The following is an 18,341-nucleotide window of genomic DNA, read 5'->3' on the forward strand; positions in this document are numbered from 1 at the left end:
GTGATGAAAACAAGTTCTCGTCGCCGACAGCAGCGCGTATCAAAACAAAAAAGCAGCCTGACGGATGAATCCGGGTCAGGCTGCCGATACGTTTATTCTTCTGATTTTTTCTTTTCTTCCGGAAGCGGCGTTTCTTCCACCGGAGCTTCGCTGGCTGCTGCCGGCTCCGCTTCTTTTTCAACCGGCATCTGACTGATGTTCTCTTTCAGTTTGTTCAGCTTATCACCGGTAAAATCCTTCACGAGTCCGGCAATGTCGATGCCGGTTGCTTCTTTAACCGGCTCCTGCATGCCCATCAGGTTGCGGGCGACACTGCTTCCCATCGTGTTCATTCCTTCTCCTGAACCGCTGTCGATTACTTTGACAGAGTCAATGTTGGAAAGAGGACGGGCAAACTCTGCTGCCACTTTCGGAAGGGCTTCGATAAGCTTCTCGCGGATAACCGCTTCCCCGTGCTCGGCCATCGCATCTGCCAGCAGACGGCGTGCTTCCGCTTCCGCTTCACCTTTCTCTCTGATAACCTGTGCTTCTGCATTACCTTCACGCACTCGAATTTCCGCTGCCGCGTTACCTTTTTCCCTGGTTACTTCGGCATCCGCTTTTCCTTCTTCTACGCGGATCTGAGCCTGGGCCTGTTTGGCGATTTTATCTGCCTTGGCTTTTGCTTCTGCGGAAATCTCATCCGACTTCGCTCTCGCCTCGGCCTGCTTAGTCGTTTCGTAATAATCGGCGTCAAGTTTCGTGCGACGTACTTTGTTTTCTTCTTCTTCAAGTTTTACAGAACGCTCGCGTTCCATAAACTGAGTGTTGAGCTCTTCATCTTTCACATTGCGGTCCAGAACAGCTTTTTCAAGGTCATAAGCCTGCTCGGATTTGGCCCGGGCACGTTCTGTATCTTCTTTAATGGAAGCATCACGGATGTCTTTTTCCTTACGCGCTTCCGCCATGGAAATTTCACTTTCGTATTCGCTCTTTTTCGCTTCTTCTTCCGTTTTTGCACGGCTGATACGTGTTTCCCTGCGGCTTTCCGCCTCCGCGACTTCTGCTTCTTTGCGCACTTTGGCGATCTGCGGACGGCCGAGATTTTCTAAGTAGCCATTCTCTTCATCGGCATCCCGAAGATCGGTAAGAGTAAGCGCCGTAATATGAAACCCCATCCGGTCCAGCTGGGACTGCGCGACTTCGGTGACCTGGGAAGCAAACCCTTCCCGGTCGGCATTAATTCCCTCTACCGTCATTTTACTTAAAATTGCCCGGAGGTTACCGTTCAGTACTTCGGAGATTTCCCTTTCAATTTCATCCTGATCTTTTCCGAGGAACTGTTCGGCGTAATTGGCAATCCCTTTTAAGTGGTCGGCAACCTTTACCATAACGATCGCATCAGCTATGATCGGTACTCCGCCATCCGTATAGACTCTCGGTGTTGTCAGTTTCTGTTGAAAAGAAGTAAGGTTAACCGGCGTGGACGTCTGGAACCGCTTGAGCAGCACACCGCCGCCGCGTATGATTTTCATGGAACGTCCTTCCTCATCCGAGAAGATGTTCGTTTCTTTTTCCTCATCCCCGAGATTCGGTCCAGTAATGATTAATGCTTCGTTGGATCTCGCCGTGCGGTAGCGGATTTTCATGTACAGGAAGTACACGCCGACTGCTACGAGCAGCACAAAAAGGGCTATCCCCCCATAAATAATTGCCATTGAAAAAAAACCTGCCTTTCCGTCGTTATGTATTATAGTCTTGCTCTGTCCGGCTTTTCCATCTTCAGGAAACCCACTGCCGGAACTATACGAGCCTCCTTCATGTACGGGTTACTTCCAGCGGGGTTCCTATTTAAAAGGAATTCTTTTTATTTTCTCCCTATTTTCATCAAAATTGAAGATAGAAACGTTCCATTTTTCGATTATTCCTGAGCAGGCAGAAAAAAGTGGGGACCGGCACCGTTAATTCCGGTTCGGCCCCCTCCTTTCTGTTTTAACGTTCCCTTTCTGTTAAGAATGACTGCGGATGTTCGAGTATGTCAATCAGCTCGTCAAGAAATGCGGCGGCAGGAGATCCGTCCACGGCCCGGTGATCGACGGTCAGACTGAGCGGAAGACGGAAGCGCTCTACCGGCTTCTCTTTATCCATAATTACCCAAGGCTCTATTTTTCCTATTCCGAGTATCGACGTTTCCGGAGGATTGATTATAGGTGTGAAAAACTGCACCCGATGAGCTCCGAGACTCGTAATAGTAAATGTACTGCCTGCTGACTCTTTTTCGGAAAGTCCGCTTTTTCTTGCTTTTTCGGCAAGTTCCCTCAATCGTTCGTGCAGCTCTTTCGGCGAACGTCCGGACGCCTCTGGAATCACTCCTGTATGCAGCCCTGTTTCAGTTTCGATCGCAAAACCGAGATGAATGCCCTGTTTAATAATTATTTTTTCGTTTTCAACCCGGGCACGGAGCAGCGGATGGTTCGGCAGTACCCTTGTGCAGGCTGCTGCAATAAGCGCCGTCCATCCCGGGTTTCCTTCGATTCCGCTCTTCCGGGTTTTAAGTTCGGTTACGTCAGCCCAGGCTGTGATCGTAAACTGGGCACTTCCCCGCAGACTCTCCACCAGCCTTTGCGCTATAACGCCGCGCGTCCCGGTAAGCGGTATCTTTTCTTCCTTTAAAGTGCGGATATCTTCCTCGGTAATGCGTCCGCCTCGGCCGGTACCCTTGACCGATGCGAGCGTCACACCGAGTTCTTTTGCAAGACGCTTCAGCCGCGGCGTAACAGGAGGCGTTTCCCCCTCTTCCGGCATTCTTTGCTTCACCGGTTCCACATTCTCCGGCTTCGCTTCCTGTGCGGAGGCCGTGCCGTCTGGATCGATCACAGCAAGGACGTCTCCGACTTTAGCGGACTCTCCCCGTTTCACAGCAATTTCCCGGATCACGCCATCCGCTTCCGCTTCGATTTCCGCGGTCGCTTTTTCTGTCTGCACCTCTGCGAGCGGATCTCCTTTCTGAACCTTATCTCCTTCTGATACGAACCAGAGGACGACGAGGCTTTCTTCGATTCCCTCTTTTAATTCCGGTAAGGTCACGTTGATCATGCGGGCCCCCCTGTCCTGTTTTTAATTTTCATCCAGCAGCTTTTTAACTTCCTCATAAATCTGTTCTGCCCCCGGAATGACAAAATCCTCCAGCGGCGAACTGTACGGAATCGGCACGTCCGGCAAAGCTAGACGGCGGACAGGAGCTTCCAGGTCATAGAGCGCTTCTTCCGCAGCAATAGCGGCAATTTCCGCTGTCATCCCGTAGGAAAGATAGTCTTCGTCTACGACGAGCAGCCGGTGCGTTTTTTTCAGGGAAGCGAGAATCGTTTTTTTATCAATCGGTGCCAGGGAGCGGAGATCAATTACTTCCGCTTCTATGCCTTCTTCGGCGAGTTTCTCTGCGGCTTTGACGGCGTAGTGGGTCATCATCTGGATACCGACAATCGTAACGTCCTTACCTTCCCGGACGACTTTCGCTTCATTCAGCGGGACGGTATATGCTTCCTCCGGCACGCTGCCGACCGATTCGTCAAGCTGGTCCATCCAGCCGAGGCCCTGCAGCGATTTATGGAACATAAATACGACCGGATTATCATCGCGTATCGCTGACGTCATCATCCCTTTTAAATCATATGGAGTGGAAGGCGCAACAACCTTCATCCCCGGCATGTGGGCAAACGTGGCATAAAGGGTCTGCGAATGCTGCGCGGCATCGTTATATCCGCCTCCGACAGCCGTCATCAGCACCATCGGCAGCCGGACATTTCCACCAGACATATAGGGAATCTTCGCCATATGATTATAGATCTGATCCATACAGACACCAAAGAAATCAACGAACATTAATTCCGCAATAGGACGCATTCCTTCGGCGGCAGCTCCAATCGCAGCACCGATGAATGCCGTTTCTGAAATGGGCGTATCCAGTACCCGATCCGGGCCGTACGTCTCCATTAACCCCTGCGTGGAGCCGAAAATGCCTCCATATACTCCGATATCTTCCCCGAGAACAAAGACGTTCGGATCCCGCTTCATTTCCTGGGAAATAGCTTCTGCCATTGCCTTATTTCCGGAAAGCATGCGTTTTTTAGCTGTTTCCATCTTCACTCCACCTCTTTCGTCATTTCAGATGTAAACACATCCTGAAGCGCGGCTTCGGGTTTCGGAAAGTCGCTGTCGCGTGCGAACTGATAGGCTTCATCAACGGCTTTTTTCGCCAGCTGTTCCATTTCTTCCAGTTCCGTATCCGCTATCCCATCAGCCTGAAGCTGTTTTTTCAGTTTCAAAATCGGATCCTGTTTACGGAGTCCGGGAACTTCTTCTTTATCCCGGTAAAGCTCCGGATCACCCTGGAAGTGCCCTAAATAGCGGTGAGTTTCAATTTCAATGATCGTCGGCCCCTGACCGTCACGGGCTCTGGAAACAGCTTCTTCAGATGCTTTATACATGGCGATCGGATCGTTGTCCTTCACATAGGCACCTGCAATCCCATAGGCGCCTGCCCGCATATCGTTTGAAGCAACGGACGTCGAGGAAGTTTTCGGCACTGAAATTCCGTAGGCGTTATCTTCCACAACTACAATAAGCGGAAGGTTCCAGAGCGCAGCCAGGTTCAGGGATTCATGGAAGGCACCTGCGTTTGCCGCTCCTTCACCGATAAATGAAACCGCTATCCAGTCCGTTCCTTTCATCTTGGCCGCCATTGCTGCTCCAACGGCATGTGGAAGACCAGCCGCTACAATCCCTCCACAGGAAAACTTCACCGCAGGATCAAACAAATGCATGTGTCCTCCCTTACCTTTACCGAGTCCCGTTTCCCTGCCGAAAATCTCCGCTGTCATCCGCTTTAAATCCACCCCTTTGGCGATGGCATGATGATGCGGCCGGTGCGGTGCCGTCACCGTATCGTCCTTTGTAAGGTGGGCACAGATACCGACCGCGGCGGGTTCCTGTCCGGCAGCTAAATGCATCTCCCCGGGAACCGTCCCCGCTCCGATGTTAAATACCGGTGCTTTTCCTTCCGAATACACTTCCACCATCTGATCCTCGTAGTAGCGGATCTTTACCATTTCTTCGTACATCCACTTCATCTTCTCCACCGGAACAGCCGCCTGTTTTCCTTCCGAAATCGACACGGTAAATCCCTCCAGTCCATTTTAGTAAGCGCTTACAAAATGAATGACAGGAGCTCCTGACAGATTTGCTACACTTTTTATATTACGCCTGATTTCAATTAATTGTCAATATACTGAAACTTTTTTGTTGTTCATACCATTTAACAAGCTGATTTTTAGAAAAAAGTACAGATAGAATGAACTTCATAATAGAAATTAGTCCTGTAAAAACTGGATAAGACAAATAATCTCCGCTAAAGACGGACGCTTTCCCGAGGGCTTGTCTTCAGCTAAATTTTGCGAAGAAAAAACCTTCGCAAAATTGGATCTTCAGACGGCGCTTAATCCTCCGGGAGTCGCCGTCTTCTACTGCGGTCATTTTTAAATACGAACTTTATAGTATAATTTGTTATCTATATTTCGTGTATTTCCTGAAAAAAACACGTATATAATCAATTCAATATAGTTCGTGAAAAAAGAATGATGATTGAAACAGCAGGAGGCTCTGCCCCAGCGCAAGTTTTCCTAAATGGCAGATCCGTCAGAAAGACAGATCTTATTTTCTTTGGCTCCCTTGAAAATAAAGTTGATAAGCGATGAACTGGCGCTTTCGTTTCTATGGGGACGCTTTCCGGGCGGGCCGGTCTCAGCTGATCCCGTCCTCCCTGCGGTCGTAAGGAAAAGAGAAATCGACTGTTTTTACAGAAGAACCAAACCCGTTCTGAGAGGGAAATTCACCTGCTCCCTGGACTTTATTCTTATGGTTATCCTCCTCTTTATGAATACCGTCACGACATGAAAAAGAGGCATCGTCCGCAGACGATGCCTCTTTAAATCAGGATTATGCCTGATGGGCCTGATATTTCTTTTCGAGACCGAGTGCCCTGCCGGTGGACGCTTCGATGTCATGGAGCAGATCCGGATTGTCGGCAAGGGACAGACCGTAGGAAGGAACCATTTCTTTAATTTTCGGCTCCCACTCTTTTACCTGCTCCGGGAAGCAGCGGTTGAGAATATCGAGCATGACGTGGACAGCGGTGGAAGCGCCCGGGGAAGCTCCAAGCAGCGCCGCAATCGAGCCGTCTTCCGCATTTACTACCTCTGTTCCGAACTGAAGGGTCCCTTTGCCGCCTTCTTCCGTATCTTTAATCACCTGCACGCGCTGACCGGAGACGACAAGCTCCCAATCCTCACTTTTCGCATTCGGAACAAATTCCCGTAACGCATCCATACGCTTTTCTTTGGAAAGAAGCACCTGGCCGATAAGGTATTTTGTAAGCGCCATTTCCTTGGCACCTGCAGCGAGCATCGTCATAACGTTATTTGGCTTCACGGACGTTATCAGATCCATCATAGAACCCGTTTTTAAAAATTTAGGAGAAAACCCGGCGAATGGGCCGAACAGCAGCGACCGTTCGTTATCAATATACCTTGTATCGAGATGCGGCACCGACATCGGCGGTGCGCCCACCGGTGCTTTACCGTAGACTTTCGCATCATGCTGCTGGATAACATCCGGATTTCTGCAAACCATAAACTGGCCGCTTACCGGGAATCCGCCAATCCCCTTCCCTTCAGGAATACCGGATTTCTGCAGTAAATGCAGACTTTTTCCTCCGCCGCCGATAAAGACGAAGTCGGCTTTATGATTTTCTGTTTCTCCACTCTCGTCGTTTTTCACTTTCACTTCCCACGAACCGCTTTCTTTACGATTCAGATCCTCCACGCTGTGCCTGTATTTCACATTAACATTTTTGTTCTTTAAATAATCAAACAGCTTGTGCGTTAAAGAACCGAAGTTAACATCCGTGCCGGCATCGATTTTTGTGCAGGCAATCGGCTCATCGGACGTACGCTCCTCCATCATGAGCGGAATCCACTTTCTGATCGTGGCAGGATCATCCGAATATTCAATCGCCTGAAAAAGAGGATTTGCAGCCATCGCTTCGTATCGGTTCTTCAAAAACGTAACGTTGTCTGCCCCATGAACAAAGCTGATGTGCGGCAGCGGCATAATAAAGTCCTGAGGACGGCTGATCCGCTGGTGGTTCACGAGGTAGGACCAGAACTGCTTCGACACGTGAAACTGTTCATTAATTTTTTCCGCTTTACTGATATCTATCGACCCATCCGGTTTTTCATTCGTATAATTCAGCTCGCACAGAGCGGCGTGCCCTGTTCCTGCATTGTTCCATACGTTGGAACTTTCTTCTCCTTCTTCTGCAAGCTTTTCAAACACGGTAATGTTCCAGTCCGGTGCTAATTCTTTCAGTATGGATCCGAGAGTCGCACTCATAACTCCCGCACCAATTAAAATAACATCTTTTTTCATTTCTCCGTTGCTCATTATGACCATCCTTATCCGCTCAAATTTGCAGAAAAGAAGCAGACGCGGTGAGGGAGCATACATCTCTTTTCTGCCTTTGCTGTACATATATAAAAGCTCTTTACTTATTCCATATGAAAACCTTTTCTACTACTTAATAAGTATAGACTATTTACAGCTGGCAAAAAAGGGGAACGTCCGGCAAAAAAGTTAGGAAAACGAATAAAATGATCCCGGTCCAAAATTCAGCTTAGCAGGTCCGGGACCAGAGCCTTTATGGAAAACTCTATCCTTTTTAAGAGGCTTAGGCCGGAAGCGTCTTCTCCCCAACAAATTTCCTTTTTTTCTACCTGTATTAAATTGCTAAAAGTGTTAAGATTGTAAGGAGGTAGTTGAAATAAACCTATAAAGGAGTGGATAACATGAACAAAAAGCACTTGGACATTGTTAAAAACAGAGATGGATTTATTGCAGCACTCGACCAAAGCGGAGGAAGCACTCCGAAAGCGCTCGCAGCATACGGTGTTACAGAGGATGACTATTCCGGCGAAAAAGAAATGTTCGATAAGGTTCATCAAATGAGAACGAGAATTATTACGTCTCCTGCATTCAACTCTGAGCAGATTATCGGTGCCATTCTTTTCGAACAGACGATGGACCGTGAAATTGAAGGCAAATATACCGGCGACTATCTTGCCGATAAAGGGATTGCGCCATTTTTGAAAGTTGATAAAGGCCTTGCTGACAAGGAAAACGGTGTACAGCTGATGAAGCCGAATCCTGAGCTGGATGATACGCTGCGCCGGGCCAATGAGCGACACATTTTCGGTACTAAAATGCGTTCTGTCATCCACGAACCGAATAAGGAAGGCATTAAAGCTGTTGTTGAGCAGCAGTTCGACGTAGCGAAGCAGATTCTTGCTGCCGACCTTATGCCGATTATCGAACCGGAAGTGGATATTCACAGTGCAGATAAAGAAAAATCCGAAGAGATTTTAAAGCAGGAAATTCTCAACCAGCTGAACAACCTTTCCGATGACCAGGAGGTCATGCTGAAGCTGAGTATCCCTACGAATGCCAACCATTATAAAGAATTGATCGACCATCCAAAAGTTGTCCGCGTTGTTGCTCTATCCGGAGGATATCCTCTGCACGAAGCAAACGAAAAATTACAGCAGAACACTGGACTTACGGCAAGCTTCTCCCGTGCTCTCGTCGGCGACTTGAACGTGAAACAGTCCGATGAAGAATTCAACAAGAAATTGCAGGAAGCCGTAGACATGATTTATGATGCCTCGGTTAATAAGAAGTAAGTATACATGTAAAAAGCGTCTGTTCCTGCTGTATCCCAGCAGAAGCAGACGCTTTTTTTGTGCGGGTTCCATGCCGTTATTCTGGAAAAACCCGCTTTCATGCTGAAGGCGGAAAACTGCTGCTCCTTTTCAATACATGTCTTCATGCAGGTAATCGTAAATCTGCTGATCCACACTTTCCTTCAACAGAAGGTTCATCGTGACAACCGGCAGCTCCCGGCCCTGAGCATCCGGCATCGTCGTATCTTTAATGGAGGCGCGATCAGGTTTCACCTCGCCCAAATAATAGAAGTCCCTTCCTTCATCGTCGTCTTTTTTCACGAACAGATGAAGATCGATTCCTCTCTGTTCCGCCTCGCTGATTTCAAGCACTTCTTTTGAAGAAGTCGTGCGCCTGCTTCTCGTGAACCAGTGAAACACTTCCGGATTAATAAACGTATCCCCGTAATCAATACTTGCCTCCACTTCTCCTTCTTTGTGGTATGTCACAAAGATAGGGCAGGTCCCGTGCTTCGTTTTGTATCCGTACATCGTAGACTGTTCGTCCTTATCCCAGTTCAGAAGTCGGCAGACATCTTTGCGGGAATATTTCTCCAGCCGCGTCAGCAGCTCAGCCTGGTTATAGCGGCCGCTTCGTAATTGAGCTGCACGGAGCACATCTTCGAATAATCGGCGAAACCAGCTGTCGTTTAACAGCTTTTTTACATGAGGCGACAACTGATACCCTTCTTCGCTTATTTCAATCAGTGCATAATCTCCGTATTTCTGCTGATCTGCCCGTTTAAAGAAGCGAAGAGTCAAGACACTTTCCATCGAAGCGAGCGTCGAGGCATCCTCACGAATTCCCTTCTCCACCAGCGTTTCCTGAAAACAGCGCTTTGATAAAACACCTGCGTCCAGCAGCTTCTCCAACAAATAAACTTCGTGGATCCGTTTCCCGGAAAGAAGTTCCTGTGTGACCATCGTTAACACCTGTGCATGAGCCGCGCTCAGGCCCGGCTTTTCCTCTTTAACGGCTGCCAGGAAAGCATCGTAATGGTCTTTCTTTCTTCCAATTACGACCGGATCAATCGAATGATGCTCATAGAAATCAGCCAGCATCGGGATGCGCCCGATTCTATTTTTCAAATCGACATAAGCATCCTTCAAAAGCTTCATATCCGTTAACCTGGCTGCGTTGATGGAGTCATACACGCGCTCTTTCGCTACGGCTTCAAAATTAATCGTGGACGTGCCTTTAATATAGCTTTTGTCTATCATCTTCCGGCGGATGGAGTCTTTGTTCTGCGAACGGTCTCCTGACAGAGCTACCGGGATCAAATAGTTATTTTTATAATTCGCAATAAAATCGATGACAGTAACAAATTCTTTGGAATCATGCTTTCTTAAGCCCCGTCCGAGCTGCTGGATGAAAACAATGCTCGATTCAGTCTGCCTCAGCATAACAACCTGATTGATACTCGGTATATCAATGCCTTCGTTAAAGATATCCACGGTAATAAGGTAATCAAGCTGCCCCTGTTCGAGCCGATTAACTTCAATCATCCGCTTTTCCTGGGAATCTTCTCCCGTAAGTGCACAGGTACGAAACCCGTGGGTATTCAGTTCGTCTGAGAGAAGGCGGGCCTCTCTTTTCGAGCTGCAGAATATGAGCCCGCGCACCTGGTCTCCGGAAAAGCCATAGTAGTGAAGCTTCTCGAGAATGCGTTCCACTCGTTCGTCCGAAGTTAACAATTGAAACGTCTCCACTTCCTGTTTACGGCCTGCTACTTCTATATCGGTGACGCCAAAGTAATGAAAAGGAGTCAGCATCTTTTCTTCCAATGCTTCCTGGAGCCTGATTTCATAAGCGACGTTGTAATCGAAAAGCTGAAATAAATCGTAACCGTCCGAGCGTTCGGGAGTAGCCGTCATGCCCAGTAAAAAAGCAGGGTCAAAATAATCGATAAGCCGTTGATACGTCGAAGCTCCGGCCCGGTGACTTTCATCAATCAGCACGTAATCAAAAGAATCTCTGTCGAACGTACGCAGCACCTCAGGTTTCGACATCGTCTGGATCGTGGCAAACAAATATTTTGCGTCTGTGGAGCGGCTAGATCCTGACAAAATACCAAAATCTTTATCGTCTCCTCCAAGAATCCGCTTGAAGTCTTCTTTTGCTTTTTGAAGAATCTGCTCCCGGTGCACAACGAAAAGCATCTTTTCCGGACCGTATTTCCGCACGTCAAAAGCAGCTAAATAGGTTTTCCCGGTCCCTGTCGCAGAAACGACAAGTGCCCGGTTCTCCTCCTTAAGGCGGACTTGTTCAATCCCGTGCAGCGCAGCCTGCTGCATCTGATTCGGTTCGACCCGCAGGGCTGCTTCCATCCGGTTCGTCATGTAGTTTCCGGGCAGCTCCGCGACGCGCGGAATCACGGCTTCTTCAAAAAAACGTTCATAGTGATAAATCCAGTCCGGCGTCAAGAGCGGGGCCTTCTCCCACATCTCATGGAACTGCTCCTGGAAATGGTGAATAATTTCTCCGTTCTCATGTGAATTCAGTTTCACGTTCCATTCATAGTTCACCTTTAAGGCACTGGAGGTTAAATTGGAGCTACCGACGATCAGGGAGTAATAATGATCATGCTGAAAGATATATCCTTTCGAATGAAAGCCTTCGATATCCGCAATTCTCACTTCGACATTTTTTAACTTCAGCAGCTCTTTAAAAACCTTTGGATGATTAAAATTTTGATAAGTGGACGTGAGGATCTTTCCTTCGATGCCCTTTTCATGAAGGTCGAGCAGGTGGGATTTGAGCGTTGCCAGCCCGCTTTCTGTAATAAATGCGACCGAGAACAAAAAAGTCCGGCACGCTTTCAATTCGTCCGTTAACGACGTTAATACATCCTGCCTTTTATGTACCTGGTTCACGAGGAGCTCCGGCTTGAATCGGCTGAATTCAGAGTGCTGTCTATTGATAAATCCTTTTTCCAGCGAATGCTGTAATTGTCCGAGCAGGTCTTCGATTTCCGCCACCTCCCTAACTTCAATATGGAAAGAGCTATCTCTTCATTATTGTATATTTAACTAGAGATAGTTCGTAACAAACATGTTTGTACTCTGTTATGTAACTATATATAATCGTATCTAGATATGTTGAAAACAAGATTTTACAGAAGGTACTTCCTCATCCTAATAATAACTAAAAGTTATGTTTCATATAAAAGATACTGTTTTTTGGTCATGTCCAAACTGAGTTAATGATTTCCACTACAGGCGGACGCTTTCCGTGGGGCTTGTCTTCAACTAATTCTGCCTCCGCCACGCTCCATCAGAATGGATTTTCAGACGGCGCTGATGCCACAGGAGTCGCCACCTTCTGTTTCAATCATCACTCTTTTTTTCAGAAATATATTTTACTGTATTCTAGAAAAGAACTTTTCGGTAAGGAGATCCTTCTGCGATTCCTATCAAAAAAGCTGTTGACCATTTTTTATTTGCAAAAAGCCTGATGCGAATCCGGAGGTGGCGACTCCGGGAGGGTTTGAGGACTAGTCGAAGATCCATTTCATACGATCCGTAGGAGGAAGAAATTAGCTGAAACCGGCCCATCTGGAAAGTGATCATCGGCAGGCGAAAGCAGCCGCCCTGTATTTCTATGTAAGCAACCACACTTTGTTTACAGTCTGCAGATAGTAACTTATTAAATTAATTCCTATACATACACGCTGAGGAGAGAAAGTGATGATAAATAGATCTTCCTGTTTTATTATACCATTTATTGTATTATACGTTCTATTGAGCAGCGGGTGCAGCGCTTCTGAATCAAAAGAAAATGAAGAGGCGGAAATAACGGTAGCTGCTGCTTCCAGTTTATCGCCGGCCTTCACCGAATTAGGTCCGTTATTTGAAGAGGAAAGCGGGACAGCCATCACCTTTTCCTTCGGTTCGACAGGGCAGTTAACCGAACAAATCGAAAATGGCGCGCCTTTTGACGTTTTCGCCTCTGCAGATATAGCAGCCGTGGATCAGTTACGGGAAAATGAGTTAATCGTTCCTGACACGCAGACAACTTATGCTTTTGGGAGGATTGGTCTTTCCACTCTGCCTGAGACGACAGAGACCGTGGAGACACTGGAAGATTTATTAAAGCCGGAAGTAAAAAAGATCGCGATTGCCAATCCTGATCATGCTCCCTATGGTAAAGCATCCAAACAGGCTCTTGAGAATGAGGGGTTATGGGAGGAGCTTGAGGAAAAAATCATTTATGGCCGGAATATTACCGACACTCTTTCTTTTATTGAAACTGGAAACGCAGAAGCAGGAATTATTGCTCTCTCCCTTTATGATGAAGAAGAATTGAACTTCCATATGATTGATGAGGATCTGCATGCCCCGCTTGAGAAGTCCATTGCCGTCATCGAGGACACTAGCGAAGAAGAAGCTGCGAAAGCTTTTATCGACTTTATCCAGGGCCCGACAGCAAGACCCATTATGGAAAGTCATGGATTTACCGTTCCGGAGGGGGATTAAATGTTTGACGAAGTTAATTTGTTCCCGCTCTTTTTATCGTTAAGAGTTGCTCTGACAGCAACTCTATTTGCTTTTATCATCGGCGTTCCGATTGCCTATTACCTGAATCGCTCCAAGAGTAGATCAGCAGACATCATCGACACGTTCATTACTTTGCCGATCGTTCTGCCTCCAACCGTTCTCGGTTATTATCTGCTTGTTTTATTAGGAAGACAAAGTTCCATCGGGGCATTTTTAGAAGACAACTTTAACATCACGATTGTTTTTACACCGACCGGGGCTGTCATAGCTGCCTTAGTCGTCTCGATTCCGTTTTTAATCAAATCAGCAAAGTCTGCCTTTGCCTGGATCGACCCGGCCTTACTGCAGGCCGCGAGAGTACTGGGCAGGTCTGAATTCAATATTTTTATTACGATTATGCTGCCTTTGGCGTGGAGAGGCATTCTGGCAGGAGTAACTCTTGCCTTTGCCAGAGCACTCGGGGATTTCGGGGCCACTCTGATGGTCGCAGGCAGCATTCCAAATGAAACGATGACTATGCCGATTGCTATTTATGATGCCCTGCTCGCGGGTAATCAGGAACTGGCCAATATTCTCGTTATAATCATGACCGCCGTATCCGTCAGTGTGCTTTACATTATTAACCGTCTGGAAAAAAGAATGACCCGGGGGAGGGAGTAATGCCATGTTAAAAGTCGACATAACTAAAACGTTAAAACACTTTCAATTAACGACCAGCTTCACAGCGGAAGCAGGAATTACTGGTATTATCGGCCCTTCCGGCTGCGGAAAAAGCGTGACGCTGCAAAGTCTTGCCGGCCTGCAAACGCCCGACTCCGGGGAGATCTCTTTAAATAACCGCCCTCTATTTCACTCTGAACACGGTATCCATGTTAAGTCCAAAGACCGGAATATCGGCTACGTTTTTCAAAATTATGCCCTTTTCCCGCATTTAACGGTGGAAAAAAACATTGAATACGGTCTGAAGGGCAGATCCTCCCTGGAGAAAAAGCAGAAGGTTTCCAGCTTGATCAAAAAGGTCCAGCTTACAGGATATGAAAACCACTATCCGAATCAGCTTTCCGGAGGACAGCAGCAGCGGGTTGCCCTTGCGCGGACACTCGTAACCGAGCCGGATCTGCTTTTACTGGACGAACCATTCTCTGCTCTGGATCATCACGTTAAACATATTCTCGAGCAGGAGCTGGTCAGTATTCTGCAGGAGAATTATTCCGGCATTGTCCTGCTCGTGACACACAACATGGAAGAAGCCTACAGGCTGTGTGATCAATTGATTCTTTACGATAAAGGACAGATTATTCAATCAGGAAAAAAAGAGGATGTTTTTCAAAAGCCGGAAAATACAGCTGCAGCAAGAGTCATCGGCTGTAAAAACATCCTGCCTGTCGATTCCATCACAAAAACGAACGGCTATATAACATGCCGGATGGAAGGGCTGAATGTAAAAGTGCCCAGCCGGCACGTTTCGGATAACACTACCCATATCGGCATTTATTCCGAAAATATTGCTTTCACCAAAGAAAAAGAGGATGCTGACAACACGTATTCTTTCACAATAAATAACGTCGTTAAGGGGATTCATCAAACGGATATCAATCTACGTCTGGAAAACGAAATTGACATTATTGCTTCTGTACTGAATAACGAAGTAGACGCTGTATGGCATGGTGAAGCCAAAGTGGAACTGCCTATGAGTCAATTGTTTCTATTAAAAACAACAAGCTCCTCTCCCCAGGGGTAAAGAAAAGACGATAGAGAGACAGTCAGCTCCTTGAAATAAAAAGTTTCTCGTTTTTTAAAGAACGTTTTTTCGAAACGGCGCTTCCTCTACTTATGATAAGGCTCTCCCTTCATAATCCGGAACGCCCGGTACACCTGCTCGACGAGGATCAGCTTCATGAGCTGGTGCGGGAAAGTCATCTTCGAAAAAGAGATTGTATCGTTGGCACGGGTAAGGACGGAACCGCTCAGTCCGTTGGAGCCGCCGATGATAAAAGCAATCTGGCTTTTGCCGTGGATCGACAGTTTATCAAGTTCGGAAGCGAACTGTTCCGAAGTACGCTGCTTCCCGCCGAGGTCAAGCGCAATCACATGCTGCGTCTCTTTGACCTTAGAGAGAACGCGTGCTCCTTCCTTCTCTTTCACCTGCTCCACTTCTTTTTCACTCATGTTCTCCGGAGCCTGTTCGTCGGGCACTTCGATCAGACTGAGTCTGCAGTAGCTCTGGAGGCGCTTTTCAAACTCTGCAATGCCCTGCTTTAAATACTTCTCTTTCAGCTTACCGACGCATATAATGGTGATCTGCAAAAGTCATTCCTCCGTCTTTACGTTTTTCCCAAGTTTATCATAAAAATAGATCTCTCTACGATCGCTTCCTGCCTTTGCCGATATGTAGTACAGCAGAGGTTGATCAACCTTACACGCTCCAGCGGGGCCTCTGCGAGAACTTTTTCTGATGCTTTATTTTCTCCTGGAAGAACGCTTCCCGTTCCTTCTCCCGACTGCCTCGCCAGGCTTCGGCTCTTCCTTTTCAAAGGCAGGAGGTTGCTCTTACATGATATGCCGCATAGCTGCCGGAACACTAATCATTCTCTGCTTTACCGCCTCAGCAGCTTCTCCCCCCGAGCGGACGCTGTGACGCATTCCGTTACACCTGTTAATTTTTCCGGAGGGGACCTTCGACTTAACCTGCCATAAACACTGTCTGAACAAGTGTTATCATTCTTTCCTTCACTCTCCCCATTCTCATAACGGCGTTATAACACACCGTGCGGACCCCTTCCCTTTCTTTCAACTGGATATTGCTGTATATTGTACTTTAAAGTATGTAATTGGACGCTATTTACTGGGGGAATGAATATGAAAAGAAAAGTTACCGGCTTGCTGCTCATCTCAGCTGCGGGTCTTGCAGCCTGTTCAAATGAAGATCCGGCCGATCCGGAAGACACGCTTGATGCGTATCTCGAATCTTGGAACAGCGGCTCCTATGAAGAGATGCCGAACTATCTGACTGCTTCTTCCGAGCAGGAAATCAACAGTTTTGACTGGGATTTTGCCGAAAGATACAGCGATATTTATGAAGCACTTTCGGTCACAATTGAAGACATTACATATGAAGCACGCGACTTTGAAGAGGAAGACATCAACCTGGAAGAGCTCGAGGAAATCAGCTACCCCGTCACTGTAGATATGGAGACAGCTGCAGGCTCCCTTTCCTATGAAACGGAAGTCGAACTTGAAAAAATAGTGGATGAAGAAGAAGATACAGAAGAATGGCAGACCACCTGGCAGCCGCAGCACCTTATGGCCGGCCTGGAAGAACCCGACGAACAAGTTGCCATTGAAAGGGAAGAACCGGTGCGGGGAGAAATATTCGACCGCACCGGGGAACCGCTCGCTGTGAATGGTGAAATCGCGCGCGTCGCTGTCGTTCCTGAAGCAGCAGAGGACACAGAAGAAGCAGCTGCCGAAGTCGCTTCTGTGCTTGATCTTAACGAAGAACAGACAATCGAAGCCGCTTCCGCCTACCCGGATAACCCCGACTGGGCCGCTCCCGTGCAGGATCTCCCGACCGGCGATGAGCGGATTGACGAACTGCTCGAAATAAGCGGTGTTTCGGTCAGTACTGTCGAAGGGCGCGAGTACCCTTACGGTGAGGTGAGCGGTGCCCTTATCGGCTATATTGGAGCTATGACGGCCGAAGAACTTGAAGAAGTGGATGAAGGCTACAGCAGCACATCCGCTCTCGGTAAAAGCGGAGTAGAGCTTATTAAAGAAGAAGAGCTCCGCGGCACTACAGGAGTCGAGATTGCCATTCAAAATGAGGCAGGAGAAACGCGTCGCATCGTCCAGTCGGTTGAGGCCGAGGCAGGGACCGATGTTACGCTCACAATCGATATCGATATGCAGCAGGAGATGGCAGAAATAATAGGAGAAGACTCCGGAACCGGTGTTGTCATGAACCCGCAGAACGGAGAAACACTTGTGCTCGCGAGTGAACCATCGGTGGATTCCAACCTCCGCTACCTCGGCCTTCCTGATCCGCGGGCTGAAGAACTGGAGACGCCTGAAATACTTACAGAACGCCGCTTTCAGCGTGCCTATTCTCCCGGATCGGTATGGAAGCCCTTCACAGCTGTAGCCGGCCTCGAAGCAGGAACGCTGGACCCCGAGGAGGCACTCGACATAGACGGTGCTCGATGGCAGCCCGATGACAGCTGGGGCGGCTACCAGGTCACACGTGTAAATGAAGATGTGGACAGCGTGGATCTGGAGGCGGCGATGAGCTATTCGGATAATATCTATTTTGCCCGGCAGGCACTCGCCTTAGGGGCCGATGAAATGAAAAGCTGGGGAGAACGCTTCGGTATGGAAGATACTTTTCCGTTCGATTTCCCACTCCACGCCTCCCAGCTGGCTAATGAAGGATTCGATAACGAAATCCTTCTCGCTGACAGCGGCTACGGACAGGGGGAAGTAGAGCTTCCGCCGGTGCACTTGAACGCTCTTTATTCTATGTTTATCCGGGAAGGGGAGGTCGCTCAGCCGATGCTGTTTGAAGATTCAGAAAAAACGTCCTCCGGCGTCACCGATTCTGAGACAGCCGGGCTCGTCCGCGAAACGTTGATCAATGTCGTTGAGGACGAAAACGGCACTGCTCACCGCCCGGATCCCGGGCATGGACGCTCCCTTGCCGGAAAAACCGGCACAGCAGAGCTGAAGTCCGACCAGACAGTGGAAGATGGGGAACAAATCGGCTGGTATACGAGCTTTGACTATGAACAGGAAGATTACGTAACAACGATGATGATCCAGAACGTGGAGGAGTACGGAGGCAGCGGCTATGTCGTCGATCTTGCCAACGAATTCTGGGAAACACTCGATGAATAAAGGCTGATGGGCGGTCCCGCTTGAATGTCGGGCCGTCCTTTTTCATGCGCAGCTCTTAGTGGTTATTCAAAAAGCACTTCACTCAAAAGTCAGGGCTCCGCTTTTCCAGTTATTCACCGGGACCACCCCTTGTGTTAATCTAAC

12 protein-coding genes are annotated in these 18,341 nt (G+C 48.0%); 5 read left to right on the forward strand and 7 right to left on the reverse strand.

The features are described from left to right. Nucleotides 1–92: 92 nt before the first annotated feature. The 5 genes from FTX54_RS16510 to FTX54_RS16530 all read right to left on the reverse strand — a co-directional run bounded on the left by FTX54_RS16510 (nucleotide 93) and on the right by FTX54_RS16530 (nucleotide 7,479). Nucleotides 93–1,697, reverse strand: a complete 1,605-nt coding sequence (locus FTX54_RS16510; RefSeq protein ID WP_147802564.1) for a flotillin family protein — start codon at nucleotides 1,695–1,697, stop codon at nucleotides 93–95. A gap of 274 nt (nucleotides 1,698–1,971) precedes the next feature. Beyond that, nucleotides 1,972–3,075, reverse strand: a complete 1,104-nt coding sequence (locus tag FTX54_RS16515) for a dihydrolipoamide acetyltransferase family protein (protein ID WP_147802563.1) — start codon at nucleotides 3,073–3,075, stop codon at nucleotides 1,972–1,974. A gap of 21 nt (nucleotides 3,076–3,096) precedes the next feature. Then, nucleotides 3,097–4,119: an alpha-ketoacid dehydrogenase subunit beta gene (locus FTX54_RS16520; protein ID WP_147802562.1), complete on the reverse strand. Its 1,023-nt coding sequence runs from the start codon at nucleotides 4,117–4,119 to the stop codon at nucleotides 3,097–3,099. 2 nt (nucleotides 4,120–4,121) lie between these two features. Then, nucleotides 4,122–5,108 (reverse strand): thiamine pyrophosphate-dependent dehydrogenase E1 component subunit alpha, encoded by a 987-nt coding sequence (locus tag FTX54_RS16525; protein ID WP_147802821.1) that lies wholly within the window; start codon nucleotides 5,106–5,108, stop codon nucleotides 4,122–4,124. Between the two features lie 865 nt (nucleotides 5,109–5,973). After that, nucleotides 5,974–7,479 carry a malate:quinone oxidoreductase gene (locus FTX54_RS16530; protein ID WP_147802561.1) on the reverse strand — a complete coding sequence of 502 codons (1,506 nt, stop codon included), beginning with the start codon at nucleotides 7,477–7,479 and terminating at the stop codon, nucleotides 5,974–5,976. 401 nt (nucleotides 7,480–7,880) lie between these two features. On the opposite strand from FTX54_RS16530, the gene FTX54_RS16535 reads away from it, so the two are divergent. After that, a complete protein-coding gene (locus FTX54_RS16535; protein WP_147802560.1) occupies nucleotides 7,881–8,771 on the forward strand; it encodes a fructose bisphosphate aldolase in 891 nt (296 codons plus the stop codon). Nucleotides 8,772–8,900: 129 nt separating this feature from the next. Here FTX54_RS16535 and FTX54_RS16540 read toward each other — a convergent pair whose 3' ends face one another. After that, on the reverse strand, nucleotides 8,901–11,780 hold the full coding sequence (locus FTX54_RS16540) for a DUF3427 domain-containing protein (RefSeq protein ID WP_147802820.1): 2,880 nt from the start codon (nucleotides 11,778–11,780) through the stop codon (nucleotides 8,901–8,903). Between the two features lie 717 nt (nucleotides 11,781–12,497). Between FTX54_RS16540 and modA the strand changes: the two genes are divergently transcribed. From modA to FTX54_RS16555, 3 genes are read left to right on the forward strand one after another with little or no spacing between them, the layout of a single operon-like run. Continuing rightward, on the forward strand, nucleotides 12,498–13,286 hold the full coding sequence (gene modA, locus FTX54_RS16545; protein WP_147802559.1) for a molybdate ABC transporter substrate-binding protein: 789 nt from the start codon (nucleotides 12,498–12,500) through the stop codon (nucleotides 13,284–13,286). Then, nucleotides 13,287–13,967, forward strand: coding sequence for a molybdate ABC transporter permease subunit (gene modB, locus FTX54_RS16550; RefSeq protein WP_147802558.1), 681 nt, complete (start codon nucleotides 13,287–13,289; stop codon nucleotides 13,965–13,967). 4 nt (nucleotides 13,968–13,971) lie between these two features. Next, the gene (locus FTX54_RS16555; protein ID WP_147802557.1) at nucleotides 13,972–15,048 is read left to right on the forward strand and encodes a sulfate/molybdate ABC transporter ATP-binding protein; all 1,077 of its coding nucleotides are present in this window, start codon (nucleotides 13,972–13,974) and stop codon (nucleotides 15,046–15,048) included. Between the two features lie 86 nt (nucleotides 15,049–15,134). Here FTX54_RS16555 and rlmH read toward each other — a convergent pair whose 3' ends face one another. Beyond that, nucleotides 15,135–15,614 carry a 23S rRNA (pseudouridine(1915)-N(3))-methyltransferase RlmH gene (rlmH, locus tag FTX54_RS16560; protein WP_147802556.1) on the reverse strand — a complete coding sequence of 160 codons (480 nt, stop codon included), beginning with the start codon at nucleotides 15,612–15,614 and terminating at the stop codon, nucleotides 15,135–15,137. A 552-nt stretch (nucleotides 15,615–16,166) separates the two neighbouring features. Here rlmH and FTX54_RS16565 point away from each other — a divergent pair. Then, nucleotides 16,167–18,197 carry a penicillin-binding transpeptidase domain-containing protein gene (locus tag FTX54_RS16565; protein WP_187254447.1) on the forward strand — a complete coding sequence of 677 codons (2,031 nt, stop codon included), beginning with the start codon at nucleotides 16,167–16,169 and terminating at the stop codon, nucleotides 18,195–18,197. Nucleotides 18,198–18,341 lie beyond the last annotated feature (144 nt).

This window comes from Alkalicoccus halolimnae, from assembly GCF_008014775.2.
Lineage (GTDB): Bacteria > Bacillota > Bacilli > Bacillales > Salisediminibacteriaceae > Alkalicoccus > Alkalicoccus halolimnae.